This is a genomic window from Paenibacillus stellifer (genome assembly GCF_000758685.1).
Lineage (GTDB): Bacteria > Bacillota > Bacilli > Paenibacillales > Paenibacillaceae > Paenibacillus_AQ > Paenibacillus_AQ stellifer.
Window position 1 is genome coordinate 2132643 of record NZ_CP009286.1, and the last position, 14892, is coordinate 2147534.

Annotated in this window: 14 protein-coding genes, 1 pseudogene and 1 riboswitch; of the genes and pseudogenes, 13 read left to right on the top strand and 2 right to left on the bottom strand. The window is 56.9% G+C overall.

Translation table 11 applies throughout. From position 1 onward, the window contains the following. Positions 1-43 precede the first annotated feature (43 nt). Positions 44-769, bottom strand: a pseudogene (locus PSTEL_RS09550) (G1 family glutamic endopeptidase). Positions 770-873: 104 nt separating this feature from the next. On the opposite strand from PSTEL_RS09550, the gene PSTEL_RS09555 reads away from it, so the two are divergent. The 3 genes from PSTEL_RS09555 (at position 874) to PSTEL_RS09565 (ending at position 3020) form a co-directional block, all read left to right on the top strand. Further along, entirely contained in the window at positions 874-2046 is a 1173-nt protein-coding gene (locus PSTEL_RS09555) for an MFS transporter (protein WP_038694866.1), read from the top strand. Positions 2047-2115: 69 nt separating this feature from the next. Continuing rightward, positions 2116-2625 carry an acyl-CoA thioesterase gene (locus tag PSTEL_RS09560; RefSeq protein WP_052098319.1) on the top strand — a complete coding sequence of 170 codons (510 nt, stop codon included), beginning with the start codon at positions 2116-2118 and terminating at the stop codon, positions 2623-2625. Beyond that, positions 2622-3020, top strand: a complete 399-nt coding sequence (locus PSTEL_RS09565) for an FxsA family protein (protein ID WP_038694868.1) — start codon at positions 2622-2624, stop codon at positions 3018-3020. The genes PSTEL_RS09560 and PSTEL_RS09565 overlap by 4 nt, the downstream gene beginning before the upstream one ends. Before the next feature lie 108 nt (positions 3021-3128). Here the strand turns inward: PSTEL_RS09565 and ytvI are convergent, their stop codons facing one another. Further along, positions 3129-4292 carry a sporulation integral membrane protein YtvI gene (gene ytvI / locus PSTEL_RS09570; RefSeq protein WP_245625119.1) on the bottom strand — a complete coding sequence of 388 codons (1164 nt, stop codon included), beginning with the start codon at positions 4290-4292 and terminating at the stop codon, positions 3129-3131. A 282-nt stretch (positions 4293-4574) separates the two neighbouring features. Between ytvI and citZ the strand changes: the two genes are divergently transcribed. The 10 genes from citZ (at position 4575) to PSTEL_RS09620 (ending at position 14705) form a co-directional block, all read left to right on the top strand. Continuing rightward, on the top strand, positions 4575-5687 hold the full coding sequence (gene citZ / locus PSTEL_RS09575) for a citrate synthase (protein ID WP_038694872.1): 1113 nt from the start codon (positions 4575-4577) through the stop codon (positions 5685-5687). A 134-nt stretch (positions 5688-5821) separates the two neighbouring features. Beyond that, positions 5822-7117 (top strand): NADP-dependent isocitrate dehydrogenase, encoded by a 1296-nt coding sequence (gene icd, locus PSTEL_RS09580; protein ID WP_038694873.1) that lies wholly within the window; start codon positions 5822-5824, stop codon positions 7115-7117. 203 nt (positions 7118-7320) lie between these two features. Further along, a complete protein-coding gene (locus PSTEL_RS09585; RefSeq protein ID WP_038694874.1) occupies positions 7321-7752 on the top strand; it encodes a hypothetical protein in 432 nt (143 codons plus the stop codon). 211 nt (positions 7753-7963) lie between these two features. Next, positions 7964-8836, top strand: coding sequence for an SDR family oxidoreductase (locus PSTEL_RS09590; RefSeq protein ID WP_038694875.1), 873 nt, complete (start codon positions 7964-7966; stop codon positions 8834-8836). 103 nt (positions 8837-8939) lie between these two features. Then, positions 8940-9042, top strand: a riboswitch (TPP riboswitch). A 119-nt stretch (positions 9043-9161) separates the two neighbouring features. After that, positions 9162-9839: a thiamine phosphate synthase gene (locus PSTEL_RS09595; protein ID WP_084064907.1), complete on the top strand. Its 678-nt coding sequence runs from the start codon at positions 9162-9164 to the stop codon at positions 9837-9839. After that, positions 9814-10026 carry a sulfur carrier protein ThiS gene (gene thiS, locus PSTEL_RS09600; RefSeq protein WP_052098320.1) on the top strand — a complete coding sequence of 71 codons (213 nt, stop codon included), beginning with the start codon at positions 9814-9816 and terminating at the stop codon, positions 10024-10026. The genes PSTEL_RS09595 and thiS overlap by 26 nt, the downstream gene beginning before the upstream one ends. Before the next feature lie 2 nt (positions 10027-10028). After that, positions 10029-11063 (top strand): ThiF family adenylyltransferase, encoded by a 1035-nt coding sequence (locus PSTEL_RS09605; protein ID WP_156995834.1) that lies wholly within the window; start codon positions 10029-10031, stop codon positions 11061-11063. A gap of 58 nt (positions 11064-11121) precedes the next feature. Then, the gene (locus tag PSTEL_RS09610; RefSeq protein ID WP_038694877.1) at positions 11122-11895 is read left to right on the top strand and encodes a thiazole synthase; all 774 of its coding nucleotides are present in this window, start codon (positions 11122-11124) and stop codon (positions 11893-11895) included. Between the two features lie 12 nt (positions 11896-11907). Continuing rightward, a complete protein-coding gene (thiH, locus tag PSTEL_RS09615; protein ID WP_038694879.1) occupies positions 11908-13023 on the top strand; it encodes a 2-iminoacetate synthase ThiH in 1116 nt (371 codons plus the stop codon). A gap of 119 nt (positions 13024-13142) precedes the next feature. After that, positions 13143-14705: a FumA C-terminus/TtdB family hydratase beta subunit gene (locus PSTEL_RS09620; RefSeq protein WP_038694881.1), complete on the top strand. Its 1563-nt coding sequence runs from the start codon at positions 13143-13145 to the stop codon at positions 14703-14705. Positions 14706-14892 lie beyond the last annotated feature (187 nt).

A 14892-nucleotide genomic window follows, 5' to 3' on the forward strand; every position in this document is an offset into this window, starting at 1 on the left:
TGATGCAAGGAATAATAGGGCTGGATCGGTCCGAGGTCCGAGGCTACATGGGGAAGCAGCCTGTCCGCAGCTTCCGCTTCACGGAGAAAGTGTCTCCCGAACGCGAGGGACTGGAGGGAACTGCAGCGGCCTTGCGGTCCTGGATCATGATGCCGCCGTCTGCAGGCGATAGCCGGGGATTCTTGCCGTTAACCCGGCAGCGGCGGAAGGATACGGGGGAGAACCAGGCCAATTGGGACGGTCTTCCTCCGACCTGCGGAGCATCGACGATCCATTCGGCCGAGCTTTGGGGACCACTGTAATGCCGGATGGTACGGAAGTTCCAGCCTCTTGTGAGATTTCTCAGCGAGATGGACCACTAGCCCTTGCACAGCTTCACGATAACGGCGCGCATCCGGTCACCCGGGTAGACGGGTTGCCCAATAACCGTCTCCTCTGCGGGGAGTATTTCCCACCAAGCGTAATAACGGATGACGCCGCCCACACATTCATGTCCGGTTCCGGTCTGGATCAGGCTGCTGTTCTGAAATCCGTTGATGCCGATCCATGCGGAGGAGTAGGTGGAATTGGGCGTGCGCATGATGAAGGGTACGGTCCATTCACCGCAGATTCGCAGGTAAGCGCCTTTTGCCCCGGACAGGGCGTAGCCGGACCAGTTGCCCGAAACCCAGCCGAAGCCTTCTTTTTCGGCCGATTGCAGATAAGATTTGTCAGCCAGACAGGGCCGGGTGAAGCTGCGTTTGTTCGAAGCGTTCATCGTTTTTGTCATCGGTTCGCCGTCTCCTTCTTCGAGAATACGACAGTTAATGCGGCTGGAGCGGCAAAGGCTTGGGCAATATGTGAAAATAGACAGAGGGGATTTAGCCGATAGACATGACAAAATTGCTTAAGCTGCGCGTGTTTTACCTGGTTTTAGGACTGGCGGGGGGCATTTTCGGTCCATACCTGACCCTGCTTCTGGCCGAGAACGGCTTGAACAGCAGCCAGGTCGGTGTGCTGATGGCGGTGGGAACGCTTGTTGCGATTGTCATCCAGCCGGGCTGGGGAGTCATTGCCGACCGTTACAGGCAGACCCGGCTCGTTCTGATTTTGAGCGTTGCCGTTCCGGGACTGCTGGCTGTTTTTTACCGGTCAGACATGTTCATCGTTCTGCTTGCGGTCTACATGGTGTCCACCATCTTCTCCTCCACCCAGGCGCCTATCGCCGATTCCTACGCCATTGCGGCGGCGAGAGAAGCCGGCTCCACCTACGGAAGTATCCGGCTGATGATGAGCTTTGGCGCGGCCACTGGAAGCTACGCGGGCGGCCTGTATGTGTCCAACTTCTCGGTATCGAACATTTGGCTGCCCTTCCTGTTCTTCAACCTGCTTGCCGTTGCCGTGGCGCTGAGCCTCCCGAAGGATGTTGGGGAGAATCGGATGATGGCGCATTCGTTCGCGCAGGGTGTACGACAGCTGGTGTCGAACCGGATTTTTCTGGCCTTCCTGGGAGGCAGCTTTCTTGTCAATCAGACCATGACCGCGTTCGGAACTTATTTTGTTCTGGCCTTTCAATCAGTGGGAGGCTCCACTGGCCATGCGGGCATTGCACTGCTGCTGGCTTCGATCACCAACGTGCCATCCATGTTCGCAGCTTCCCGTGTGATCGGCCGGTTGGGAACAGAGCGGACACTGCTGCTTGCAGCCCTGATCTACGTGCTCCGCTGGACAATCCAGGTGATCTTCCCGTATCCTGAAGTCATGATCGGTGTTCAGGCGCTGCATGGCCTGTCGTTCGGATTCTTCTATATTTCTGCCGTTGAATATGTGTCCAAGATTACGTCAGCCGATATGCAGGCGACTGGACAAAGCGTATTCAACATGGTGTTCTCCGGATTTTCCGGTATCCTTGGGAATCTGATCAATGGGGTGCTCCTGAATCAGGGCGGCGTGCAGACGATGAATATTGCCTGCATGATTAGCTCCGGGGCGGGTGCACTGTTGCTTCTCTATGTAGCCCGAGGCTCGCGCAGGAGGCTTCCCTCTGCGCAGGAGGCCGGTCTTTAGCCTGTCAGCCTTCCAGGAGCGGGGTCGCCGATGCGATATATGTCTATTCAAGAAGAGAGGTCGTCACGCATGAAATCTCAAGATCTAATTGCCGGACCTTGGCATGCCGCCATATTCCGGGTACGCTACCAAGAGACGGATCAAATGGGCGTGGTCTACCACTCCAATTACCTGAACTGGTTCGAGATCGGGCGGACCGAAATGCTCCGGGAACTGGGCTTCACCTATGCCGGACTAGAAAGCCAGGGCGTCCTGCTTCCCGTATTGTCGGCGGAGCTGAATTACAAAAGGTCTGCCAGATACGATGATCTCGTCGTCGTGTACACACGCATGACGGCGTTCACACCGCTGCGAATCACCTACGACTATGAAATCCGCCGGGCGGCTGAAGAAGATTCTAAGATAAGCGTGCCTGAATCGGGTTTCTGTGAAGCTCCGGGCGGCGAGCTGCTGGTCACCGGTTCAACCGCTCATGCCTGGGTCAGCCGGGAGATGAGGCCGGTCCGGCTGGACCGCACGCTTCCGGATGCCTATAACGCCATTTGGTCTGCGCTGGAGCAGAAAGGGGGAGCGCTATGATCAAGAAAAGCTGGCTCTGGGCCGCGCTGTTTATCATTCCGGCGTTCGAGCTGTTCGGCTTCATTCTCGTCTCTTCCTGGCTAGGTGCGCCCAAGACGCTGCTTCTGCTCGTCTCCACCTCGCTGATCGGGCTTCTGATGATGCGCTTTGAGGGAAGCAAGGTACTGCAGGACAGCAAGCAGCAGATGCAGGAAGGTCTTGTTCCGGGAAGGACGATGCTGGATGGACTCTGCGTGTTCTTTGGCGGACTGCTGCTTATAATCCCGGGATTTATCACGGATATCATCGGCTTTACACTGGTTTTCCCCCTGACACGCACCATATACCGGGGGCTGCTGCTGAAGTGGCTGGAGAAGAGGATGAAGAACGGAACCTTTACGTTTTACAGAAGATAGTAGCGGCGGTCCTTTCAAACTGCCGGTACAAAAAGGAGCGGAGCCCGCTGAGAACTGGGGCAATCCGCTCTTTTTTATTGCGCAAAATCCGGTCTCTGTCGGCTTTCCTTAATGCAGCCTTCCGCTGAGAATGTAGGATTGAATTCCCCGAAAGACGCCAGCCCTCCGGAAAGCGCCCAGTATGACAAGCAGAACGGGGCCGAGGATCAGGCCTGCGGCGCCAAACAGCCTGAGCCCGGCGAACATGCCGATCAGCATGGCCAGGGGATCGAGTCCGATAGTGCTGGCCAGCACCTTCGGCTCCAGCACCTGGCGCGTAATGACAACGACGACATACAGAACGCCAAGGCCGGCGGCAAGCGCCGTGTCACCGGTCATGAACGCGATGGCCGCCCAGGGGATCATGACAACGCCGACGCCCAGGTAGGGGAGCAGATCGACCACACCGATCATAAGGCCCAGTACAAAAGCCGATTCCACCCCCAGGAGCGCAAGCCCGGCAATCACGATGGCTCCGGTGACGGTGACCAGGAAGAACTGCGCCATGATATAGCCGAATAAGGCGCTGCGCAGATCGCTCCATATTTCCGAAGCCATGCTGCGGAAGCTTACAGGCAGAAGCCCGGCCAGCGCCGAGTTTCTTCGTTCCCAGCCGGTCGCCAGGAAGAAGGCAGCCAGCACGACGACAACCAGCACAGTTCCGAAAGAGGGGAGCTGGGCGATCAGTCCGAGAATGAAATTGAATATCCCGGTGATTATTCGGGTGAAGGCGATTCCGAGCGTTTCGCCCGTTTTGCTGTTCGGTCCTCCCAAGGGGGAATGCGGGTTCGGGTTGCTTGCATAGAACTGGTTGATCTGATTGATAATATTCTGCAATCTGGCGTTTTGGGTCCAGGCCATCAGCATGTCCCGCCACTGCGGTGCATGCTCGTTGAAGGTCTGGGTGAGGATGGCGAGCTCTTTGACCAGCCGAGTAATAAGGGCGGTCAGAACGAGCCCGGCCGAGCCTATATAGAGCGCCAGCGATAAAATAACGGCAAGCCATGAGGGGAAATGCAGCCGGGTAAGCCGCTTCACGAGCGGCCGTATGCTGCAGGCGAGCAGCCAGGCCAGTAGAAGCGGGTAGAGCAGCGGGAGCAGCACATAGAGGCTCAACAGAATGAGCAGAATGGCGAGCAGGACCCAGAGCGCGCGAAGCACCCGTTTCAGCGTGAGCCGGTCCATTCGGTTCCTCCTTTCATACAGCAGCGAAGCCTGTCTTCTTCTCTCCATGTATATTCCCTGATACCGGAAAACAGCCCATATTCCGTCCCTCGTAAACTGAGAACGTTTACTTGAAACGCCCGGTAAAGAAGTATTTTTCTATCTCTCCGATAAAATCATTTGATGCGCCCTAAAGCTTCCACATAGTTCACGTAACCGACAATTTCAAGTATGATAAATAAAGGGTTAACTTTAGGACTGTACAGCACTGGGTCAAAATATTTCAAATTGTAAATGTTTACATGGAACAATATTAAGATTATCCGGTTGGCCAAAGGAGAGATTGAGACAATGACAGTTACCAAAGGACTGGAAGGCATCGTTGCCACTACTTCATCCATCAGCTCGATCGTGGACGGCGTACTTACGTACCGCGGCTACGATATTGACGATCTTGCGGAACATGCAAGCTTCGAAGAGACTGTCTTTCTGCTCTGGTTCGGTTCGCTGCCTACCACGGCCGAACTGGATAAGCTGAAACGGGATCTCAGCGATTTTGCGGCGATTCCGGAGCCGGTCATTGCCCAGATGAAGCTGTATCCGAAGGATGCGAATACGATGGCGGCTCTGCGTTCGGCCGTATCGAGCCTGGCTCTGTACGACGAAGCCGCCGATGACATGAGCCGTGAGTCCAACGAGATCAAGGCCGTCAAGCTGCAGGCCCAGGTTCCGACGATCGTCGCGGCGCTTGCGCGCATACGCCAAGGACTGGAGCCGGTGGCTCCGCTTAAGGGCGTCTCCATCGCGGAGAACTTCCTGTATATGCTTCGGGGTCAACAACCCGACATGATATCCGTTAAGGCGCTGGATACGGCGCTTGTGCTGCACGCTGATCACGAACTCAACGCCTCAACTTTTGCCGGCAGAGTAACGGTCGCTACATTGTCCGATATATACTCCGGCGTTACTTCGGCTGTCGGCGCTCTGAAGGGACCGCTGCACGGCGGCGCCAATGAGGCGGTTATGAAGATGCTGGAGGAGATCGGCACTCTGTCGAATGTCGAGCCGTATATCCGCACGAAGCTGGAGCGCCGGGAGAAGATCATGGGCTTCGGACACCGCGTCTACAAGAACGGCGATCCACGCGCCAAGCATCTCATGAAAATGTCCCGCGAACTCGGCATTATGAAAGGCGACACGCGTCTGTTCGACATGTCGGTTAAGGTCGAAGAACTGGTTACCGGACAGAAAGGCCTGCGGCCGAATGTCGATTTTTATTCCGCCTCCGTGTATACTCAATTAGGCATAGAGCGTGAGCTGTTCACGCCGATCTTTGCCATCAGCCGGGTATCGGGATGGACCGCGCATATTCTCGAGCAGTATGAGGATAACCGGATTATCCGTCCGCGCGCGGAGTATACGGGCCTGGTGGAGCAGAAATATGTTCCGGTTGATGAAAGATAGGTGAACTTCAGGCTAGCGCGGCAGCGTTAATGGCAGGCGTATGCTTCTTTCCTTGAGATGGTTGATGGCAGCCTTATGACCGATGAAAGAAGCGTACGCTGCACACACCCATTTATAAGGAGGACTATACATTCATGTTGAAGCTGGAAAAATTCGAACTGCCAACGGAAGGCGAGCAAATTACCATTGAAGGAGGCAAACTCCTGGTTCCGGATCATCCGGTCATTCCATTCATTGAAGGCGACGGAACGGGCCGGGATATCTGGAAGGCGTCCAAGCGCGTACTCGACGCTGCGGTAGAGAAAGCTTACGGCGGCAAGAAGAGCATTGCCTGGTACGAAGTGTTCGCCGGAGAGAAGGCGTTCAATACATATGGAGAATGGCTGCCTAACGATACGCTCGAAGCAATCCGCGAATATATCGTGGCGATCAAGGGACCGCTCACGACTCCGATCGGCGGAGGCATCCGTTCCCTGAATGTGGCCCTTCGTCAGGAGCTGGATCTGTATGTCTGCCTGCGTCCCGTCCGTTATTTCGACGGCGTGCCTTCTCCGGTCAAGCATCCGGAGCTGGTCGACATGGTTATTTTCCGCGAGAACACGGAAGATATTTATGCCGGTATCGAATACCAGGAAGGCTCGGAGCAGGTTAAGAAGGTCATCGAATTTTTGCAAAATGAAATGGGTGTAAGCAAGATCCGCTTCCCTGAGACGTCGGGCATCGGCATCAAGCCGGTATCCTCGGAAGGCTCCAAGCGTCTCGTCCGGGCAGCTGTCGAATATGCGGTCAAGCATGGCCGCAAGAGCGTTACGCTTGTGCATAAAGGCAATATCATGAAGTTCACGGAAGGCGCGTTCAAGAACTGGGGCTATGAAGTGGCCGAGCAGGAATTCGGCGACAAGGTGTTCACATGGAACCAGTACGACAAGATCAAGGATGCCGAAGGTACCGACGCGGCTAATGCGGCCCAGAAAGCAGCCGAGCAGGAAGGCAAAGTCATCATCAAGGACGCCATTGCGGATATCGCACTGCAGCAGGTGCTGACGCGGCCGACGGATTTCGACGTCATTGCTACGCTGAACCTGAACGGCGACTACCTGTCCGATGCGCTGGCAGCGCAAATCGGCGGAATCGGCATCGCGCCTGGCGCGAACATCAACTATGTGACTGGACATGCCATTTTTGAAGCGACTCATGGCACCGCTCCGAAATATGCCGACAAGGATGTCGTGAACCCGGGTTCGGTCGTGCTGTCCGGCGTTATGATGCTGGAGCATCTGGGCTGGCAGGAAGCCGCCGATCTGATCTACAAAGGCATGGGAACGGCGATCAACAACAAGACAGTTACCTATGATTTTGCACGTTTGATGGAAGGCGCAACCGAGCTCAAGTGTTCGGAATTCGCTGACGAAGTCATCAAGCATATGTAGTTCCGCAATTGGGCGGAGCCGGCGAAACTTGTAACGGCTTGGACCATGTGTTACGGGACCATCCTTCCGTTATTGACAATTATATGAACGAGAAACCTCGCTTTATGTGGATAAAGCGGGGTTTTTCTTTTGGAATGATAGTCGATTTGCTATAATATCGTTAGATGTAACATAAATCATAGTAATGTTGGGAGGATCGTGTTATGGACTGGCATGTGCTAATGTTTCTACATATGATCGGTACGGTGGCGCTCGGCTTCTATCTGGTGCTGCCTTTTGTTCTCAGCAAGGCTGAGAAGCTGTCGTCTGCGGCCAAGGAAGGCACACTCAGCGCGATCGGCGGTTTCAACCGCTTTGCCCAATACGGGCTTGTCATCCAGCTGCTGACCGGCGGCTACATGATGACCAAGAAAGATGATCTTTCGGTACCCTGGATGATCATCGTTACGCTGCTGCTGCTTGCGATGTTCGCACTTGCCGGCATTATGGGCAAACCCCTCCGCCTGGCCGCAAATGGCATGAAGGAGAACCGCGATGTCACAAGCGAAACCGGCAAAATCCGGACGCTCAGCGCCCTGCTGGCGGTATTGCTGCTCGTGATGCTGTTCTTCATGGTGTTTAACGAGATTATCTAAAGAATTGCTGCCTCTCGTATGTTTGAAGCTGAACTGCGGTCATTCCGGTGACCTCGGCTCAGCTTCTTTTTGCTGTTTGAGCCTTTTTCGATTGGTTAAGTAAATTTACATAATGGCTGGAACAACTGAAAGAACCGGTATATTAGCAATTAATCCAGCCATCCTAAAGAAAGTGCGGGCCAGCCAGACAACTACGAGAGGAGAATGAGATATGCCCGAGAGCAATTTGAGCAACCTGAAGACTTTGCCGCCCCAGCATCAGAATCACCAGCCCGGCCTTGAGTCGGAAATGACGCCGCCTCCCAAGTATGAGCCTAAAGACTACAAGGCGGCGGGCAAGCTGCTGGGCAAGGCAGCTCTTATTACGGGAGGAGACAGCGGGATCGGCCGTGCGGTGGCGGTAGCTTTTGCCAAAGAAGGCGCCGATGTGGTGATTTCGTATCTGAATGAGCATACCGATGCAGAGGAGACGAAACGCCAGGTCGAGCAGGAAGGACGCAAGTGCATACTCGTGTCCGGCGACATCGGTGTAGAAGCCTTTTGCCAGGACCTCATCAACAAAACCGTGGAAGGGCTCGGCAAGCTGGACATTCTGATCAACAATGCCGCTGAGCAGCATCCGCAGGAGAAGATCGAATATATTACGAACGAACAGCTGGAACGGACATTCCGCACGAATATTTTCTCGATGTTCTATTTGACGAAGGCGGCGATGCCCCATCTGGGACAAGGCTCAACCATCGTAAATACGACTTCGATAACGGCTTACCGGGGCAGCCCTCAGCTGCTGGACTATTCCGCAACAAAAGGCGCCATTCTGGCGTTCACCCGGTCCCTGTCCATGAACCTTATAAGCAAGGGCATTCGCGTCAACGCGGTAGCGCCGGGGCCGATCTGGACGCCGCTCATTCCGTCCACGTTCGACGAGAAGAAAGTCAGCGAGTTCGGCGCTTCGCAGCCGATGAAGCGTCCGGGTCAGCCGGAGGAGCTGGCTCCCGCCTTTGTGTATCTGGCATCCGACGATTCGTCGTATGTCAGCGGCCAGGTGATGCATGTTAACGGCGGCGAAATTGTAGGCAGCTAATCGAACGCGGCTAATCTTAGGCGGTACAGCCCTTTTATAACAAAAGGGATAGGATTTGCTGGGAATATATGCTACACTACCTGTGGTTACTCAATTTCATAGTCGTTGACACTGGGGGCGCCGCAAGGCTGAGACGAACGTTTAAGTTCGGACCCTTCGAACCTGATCTGGTTTATACCAGCGTAGGGAAGTGAGAGCGAATGGACGTTTATTCAGCCTTTGTGGTTCAGTTAACGCGATTTCCGCCGCCTTCCTTCGGGAGGGCGGTTTTTTGCATCTGGGAATGAGAAGCGGCGCACAGTGCCTAGAGAAAGGAGCTATATCCATGCGTCCCGAGATCCATCTGGTGTCCCAAGGAGACATGAACCTCGAATCTCTTCTTGCGATTGCCGCCGGGGTACATCCTTTCGTGGATTTTATTCATTTGCGGGAAAAAAGAATCACTGCGAAGGAGCTGCTTCGGCTTGTGGAGGAAATGGCAGAGCACGGCGTTCCGCTCGGAAAAATGATCGTGAACGACCGGCTGGATGTCGCGCTGGCCTCCGGGGCGGGAGGTGTGCAGCTTGCCGGACACAGCCTGCCGGCCTCAGCAGCAAGGAGGATTGCTCCCGGCATCCGCCTGGGATGCTCTGTTCATTCGCCGGAAGAGGCGGCCTTGGCGGCAAGGGAAGGAGCGGATTTCTGCCTGTACGGCCATGTCTATGCCTCGGCGAGCAAGCCCGGTCTTCCTGCGAGAGGGATTGGCGGACTTCAGGCAGCGGTTCGCGCCTGTCCGGCTCCCGTCATCGCCATCGGCGGTATCGGGCCGGAGCTGGCGGGAGAAGTGCTGCGTACAGGAGCGGCCGGGTTCGCGGTTCTGTCCGGCATTTGCGGGGCTGAAGATCCGGTGTCGGCAGCGAGAGCTTACCGTGAGGCGGCGGAGGCCGCAATGAAGGGTGAGGCAGCGGAGGCTGCAATGAAGGAAATTACGGAAGGAGATGTTGGCGTTGAAGGTGGTAATTAACGGAGAGGAAACCTTGCTCCCTGAGGAATGCGGGACGCTAGCCGGGCTTCTCCGGCTTCCGGAATGGAAGGACCGGAGACTGGTTGTGGAATTGAACGGAGAGATCGTCAGCCGGGAGGAATATGACCAACTGTCGCTTAACAATGGCGACCGGATCGAGCTGGTGCATTTTGTGGGGGGAGGCTGATCATGAGCATGAAACCTGATGAGGAGAGCCGTTACAGCAGGCAGGAGCGCTTCTATGGAATCGGCGCCGAAGGCCAGCGCAGACTGGCGGAGAAGAAGGTCTTGATCGTTGGAGCGGGCGCTCTAGGCTCGGCATGTGCGGAGACGATGGTCCGCTCGGGGGTAGGCCGCGTTACGCTCGTTGACCGCGATTATGTGGAGTGGAGCAATTTGCAGCGGCAGAATTTATATGACGAGGCGGATGCCGCCGAGCATATGCCGAAAGCGGCTGCGGCCGCGCGAAGGCTGCGGAGTGTCAATTCGGCGGTTGAAGTGGAGGGCATCGTCGCCGATATTACAGCGGGTGACATCGCTCTCTATATGGACGGCGTCGATCTTGTTCTGGACGCCTCCGACAATTTTGAGGTTCGGATGATTCTGAACGATATTACCGCCAAAATGGACATCCCCTGGATATACGGAGCCTGTACCGGCAGCTATGGGCTGTCGATGACAATCGTCCCAGGGCAGAGCGCCTGTCTGCATTGTCTGATGGACGGAATACCCGGAGGGACGGATACATGCGATACGGCAGGCATTATCGGACCTGCCGTACAGATGACCGCCGCTTTTCAGACTGCCGAGGCGCTGAAATGGCTGTCAGGCCGTACGGAAGCGCTGCGGGGCACGTTGGTCTCCTTCGACCTGTGGACGAACCGTCACTCGTCCGTCCGCACGGACAAGCTGAAGCGAGCCGATTGTCCGTCTTGCGGGACGAGCCGGACCTATCCGTATCTGTCTGCAGCCTCCCACACCAGGACGGCTGTCCTGTGCGGACGGGATACGGTGCAGATTTCTCCGCCCGCGCCGCTCAAGCTGGACCTGGAGGAGTGGGGAAGACGGCTGGCTCCTTATGGAAGAGTGGAGCGGAATCCGTTCATGCTTTCTTTTACAGCGGATCACCGCCGGCTGGCGGTGTTTCCGGACGGACGCGTCCTCGTTCACGGAACCGGCGATCCGGCGGAGGCGCGTTCGCTGTATCATCGCTATTTCGGGTAATTCGCACCATGAAGCTTATGTTATGAAATCCTAATGGGAATCAAGGAGGAATTATTCAATGTCACAGGATCTCTTTCATATCGGCGGCAAAAGCCTGAGCAGCCGCCTGTTCATCGGCACAGGCAAGTACAGCCGCAATACGCTGATTCCGGAGGTTGTGGAAGCCTCCGGATCGGAGGTCATTACCGTAGCTCTCCGGAGAATCGATCCCGCTTCCCGTGAGGAAAATATTCTTACGCATATTCCTCCTCATATGACACTGCTTCCGAACACGTCCGGAGCGCGAACTGCGGAGGAGGCGGTGCGCATCGCACGGCTGGCAAGAGCCGCCGGTATGGGGAATTGGGTGAAGATCGAAGTGATCAATGATCAGAAGTATCTCCTGCCGGACAATCTGGAGACGGTCAAGGCTACGGAAATTCTGGCGGCGGAAGGCTTCATCGTGCTGCCCTATATGAGCCCCGATCTGTCGGCAGCGCTCCGGCTGAGAGATGTCGGCGCCGCAGCGGTCATGCCGCTGGGCGCTCCCATCGGCAGCAACCGGGGGCTTAAGACGAAGGAACTGGTCGGCATCCTGATCGAAGAGGCCGGACTGCCAGTCATTGTGGACGCCGGTATCGGCCGCCCGTCCGAGGCGGCCGAGGCGATGGAGATGGGCGCCGCCGCTGTGCTGCTTAACACGGCGATTGCCACCGCCCGCGATCCGCTTCTGATGGCCGAAGCGTTCCGCGGCGCCGTCGCTTCGGGACGGCAGGCTTATCTGGCAGGCCTTGGCGCGGTCCGGAATGCGGCCGAGGCTTCCTCGCCGCTGACCGGATTCCTGAGCGTTTAGGAGGGGCGGATCATGAGCTTTTACGATACCCTTCTGAAGCTGGAAAGTATGCCGCTCGGTGAGCAATCCGGACAATATGGAAGAAATGATGTGGAACGGGCGTTGTCCCGCGAGAAGCTGGACCCGGAGGATCTTCTAGCCCTCTTGTCTCCGGCGGCTGTCCCGTATCTGGAGGAAATGGCCCAGAAGGCGCACCGTATTACCCGTGCTCATTTCGGCTACGCCGTCCAGCTGTTCACGCCGATGTACGTGGCGGATTATTGTGTCAATCAATGCACCTACTGCAGCTTCAGCGTTGAGCATGATTTTGCGCGGAAGAAGCTGACGATGGAGGAGGTCGATCGCGAGGCGTCTGCGATTGCCGCGACAGGCCTAAGGCATATTCTCCTGCTGACAGGTGAATCCCGGAAGGATTCGCCTGTCAGTTATGTCAAGGAATGCGCGGGGGTTCTACGCAGGCATTTCTCGTCTGTAAGCATTGAGGTCAACCCGCTGTCGCTTGAGGAATACCGTGAGCTCGCGGCATGCGGAGTTGACGGGCTTACCATGTTCCAGGAGGTGTACGACCGGGAGACCTATGCCCGTCTGCATGTTAAAGGGCCGAAGCGGAACTTCAGAGCCCGGCTGGACGCGCCGGAGCGCGGCTGCCAGGCCGGATTCCGCTCCGTGACCATCGGCGCGCTGCTCGGTCTGTCCGACTGGCGCCGCGAAGCGTTCATGACGGCCATGCATGCCCGGTATCTCCAGGACCGCTATCCGGGAACCGAGATTAGCATTGCACCTCCCCGTTTCCGTCCATACCTGGGCAGCTTCAGTCCGGAATCGGATGTAACGGACCGCGCGCTCGTGCAGATTATCCTTGCCTACCGTCTATTCCTGCCCCGTTCGGGCCTTACTCTGTCGACCCGCGAACCCGCTGCGCTGCGGGACCGGCTGGTGCATCTGGGCATCACGAAAATCTCGGCGGGAGTGACGACGGAGGTGGGCGGCCATACAGGAGGCGGGGGCACGCCGCAGTTCGAGATTTCCGATGAACGGAGCGTGCCGGAAATCCGGGAGATGCTGTACCGGAGCGGCCTTCAGCCGGTGTTCAAGGATTGGGACATCCTGGCCGAAGCACCGGTCTGACAAAATCTTATATTTGAAGCAGTCTCTATCGCCGCCGTTCCGATATGATATGATAGATTCAGAATGGAATCTGACTATATCCACATGATTATCGGGACGACGGAGAGGAGCATGATGCAATGCGGCGGTTTGAAGACAGCCTGTACGAACTGATTGTTGAAACATCCACCAACCTGCCGGGCGATGTACGCCGGGCGATAGCCGAGGGGCGCAGCCGGGAAGACCGGGCCTCGCGCTCGGGCCTTGCGCTCGCGACCATCGCGCAGAATATTGGCATGGCAGAGATGGAGGTATCGCCGATCTGCCAGGATACAGGCATGCCTACCTTTATCATCCATACGCCGGTGGGCGTCAATCAGCTTGCGATCAAGCGGGATATCGAAGCCGCCGTCCGGAAAGCGACGAAGGAAGGCAAGCTGCGGCCGAATTCCGTCGATTCGCTGACCGGGGCGAACAGCGGCGATAATCTGGGCGGGGGAACGCCGGTCGTCCATTTTGAACAGTGGGAAGAAGATCAAATCGATGTCCGCCTGATTCTAAAGGGTGGCGGCTGCGAGAACAAGAATATCCAGTACAGCCTTCCCGCTGAGCTCGAAGGCTTGGGCAAGGCCGGACGCGACCTGGACGGCATCCGCAAGTGCATTTTACACGCTGTGTATCAGGCTCAAGGCCAAGGCTGTAGCGCCGGCTTCATCGGCGTGGGCATCGGTGGCGACCGGGCCTCGGGCTATGAGCTTGCCAAGAAGCAACTGTTCCGGAAGACGGGCGATACGAACCCGGTGCCGGAGCTGGCCGAGCTGGAGGACTACGTACTGGAGCATGCCAATGAGCTCGGTATCGGAACGATGGGCTTCGGTGGTGAAGTGACGCTGCTGGGCTGCAAAATCGGCGTGATGAACCGGCTGCCGGCCAGTTTCTTCGTCTCCGTGGCGTATAACTGCTGGGCGTTCCGGCGCCAGGGGTTGCTGCTCGACGCCGGGACCGGTGAAATCCGCGAGTGGCTGTACGAACGCGGAACAGGCATTTCCGTCGAGGAGGAAGGAGCGGCAACCGAAGCCGCAGCGGAGGCAGCGCCGGAAGCGGTACCTGATGCGCCTCCTTCCCGCGAGGTCCGGCTGACCACGCCGATTAGTGAAGAGGACATCCGCTCCCTCCGCGTCGGGGATGTGGTCATTCTCTCGGGTGAAATGCACACCGGACGCGATGCGCTGCATAAGCATCTCATCGATCACGACTCCCCGGTGGACCTCGGCGGGGGCGTCATCTACCACTGCGGCCCCGTCATGCTGAACGATGAGGCTGGCTGGCATGTGAAGGCAGCGGGACCGACGACGAGCATCCGCGAGGAGCCGTATCAGGCCGACATTATCCGCAAATTCGGCATCCGGGCCGTCATCGGCAAGGGCGGCATGGGAGCGAAGACGCTTCAGGCGCTGGGCGAGCATGGCGCCGTCTATTTGAATGCGATCGGCGGAGCGGCCCAGTATTACGCCGAATGCATCAAGAACGTGAACGGCGCCGATTTCATGGAGTTCGGCATTCCGGAGGCGATGTGGCATCTGCAGGTCGAGGGCTTTGCGGCGATCGTCACTATGGATTCGCACGGCGGCAGCTTGCATGCGGATGTCGAGAAGAATTCGGCCGAGAAGCTCGCCGCATTCCGCGAGCCGGTGTTTAAGTAAATTAATTCAAGCAATCCAGGCAATACGGAAGGGCCGGGCATCGAATGCCCGGCCCCTGTTAGTCTGCTTGTCGATTTGCGACCGCCATCCGTCATGCTGGTCTACCAGCTTTGGCCGAGTGCTGAGTGCTGAGTGCTGAGTGCTGAGTGCTGAGTGCCGGGTGCAGAGGGTCGGTGGCTCGGGGTTG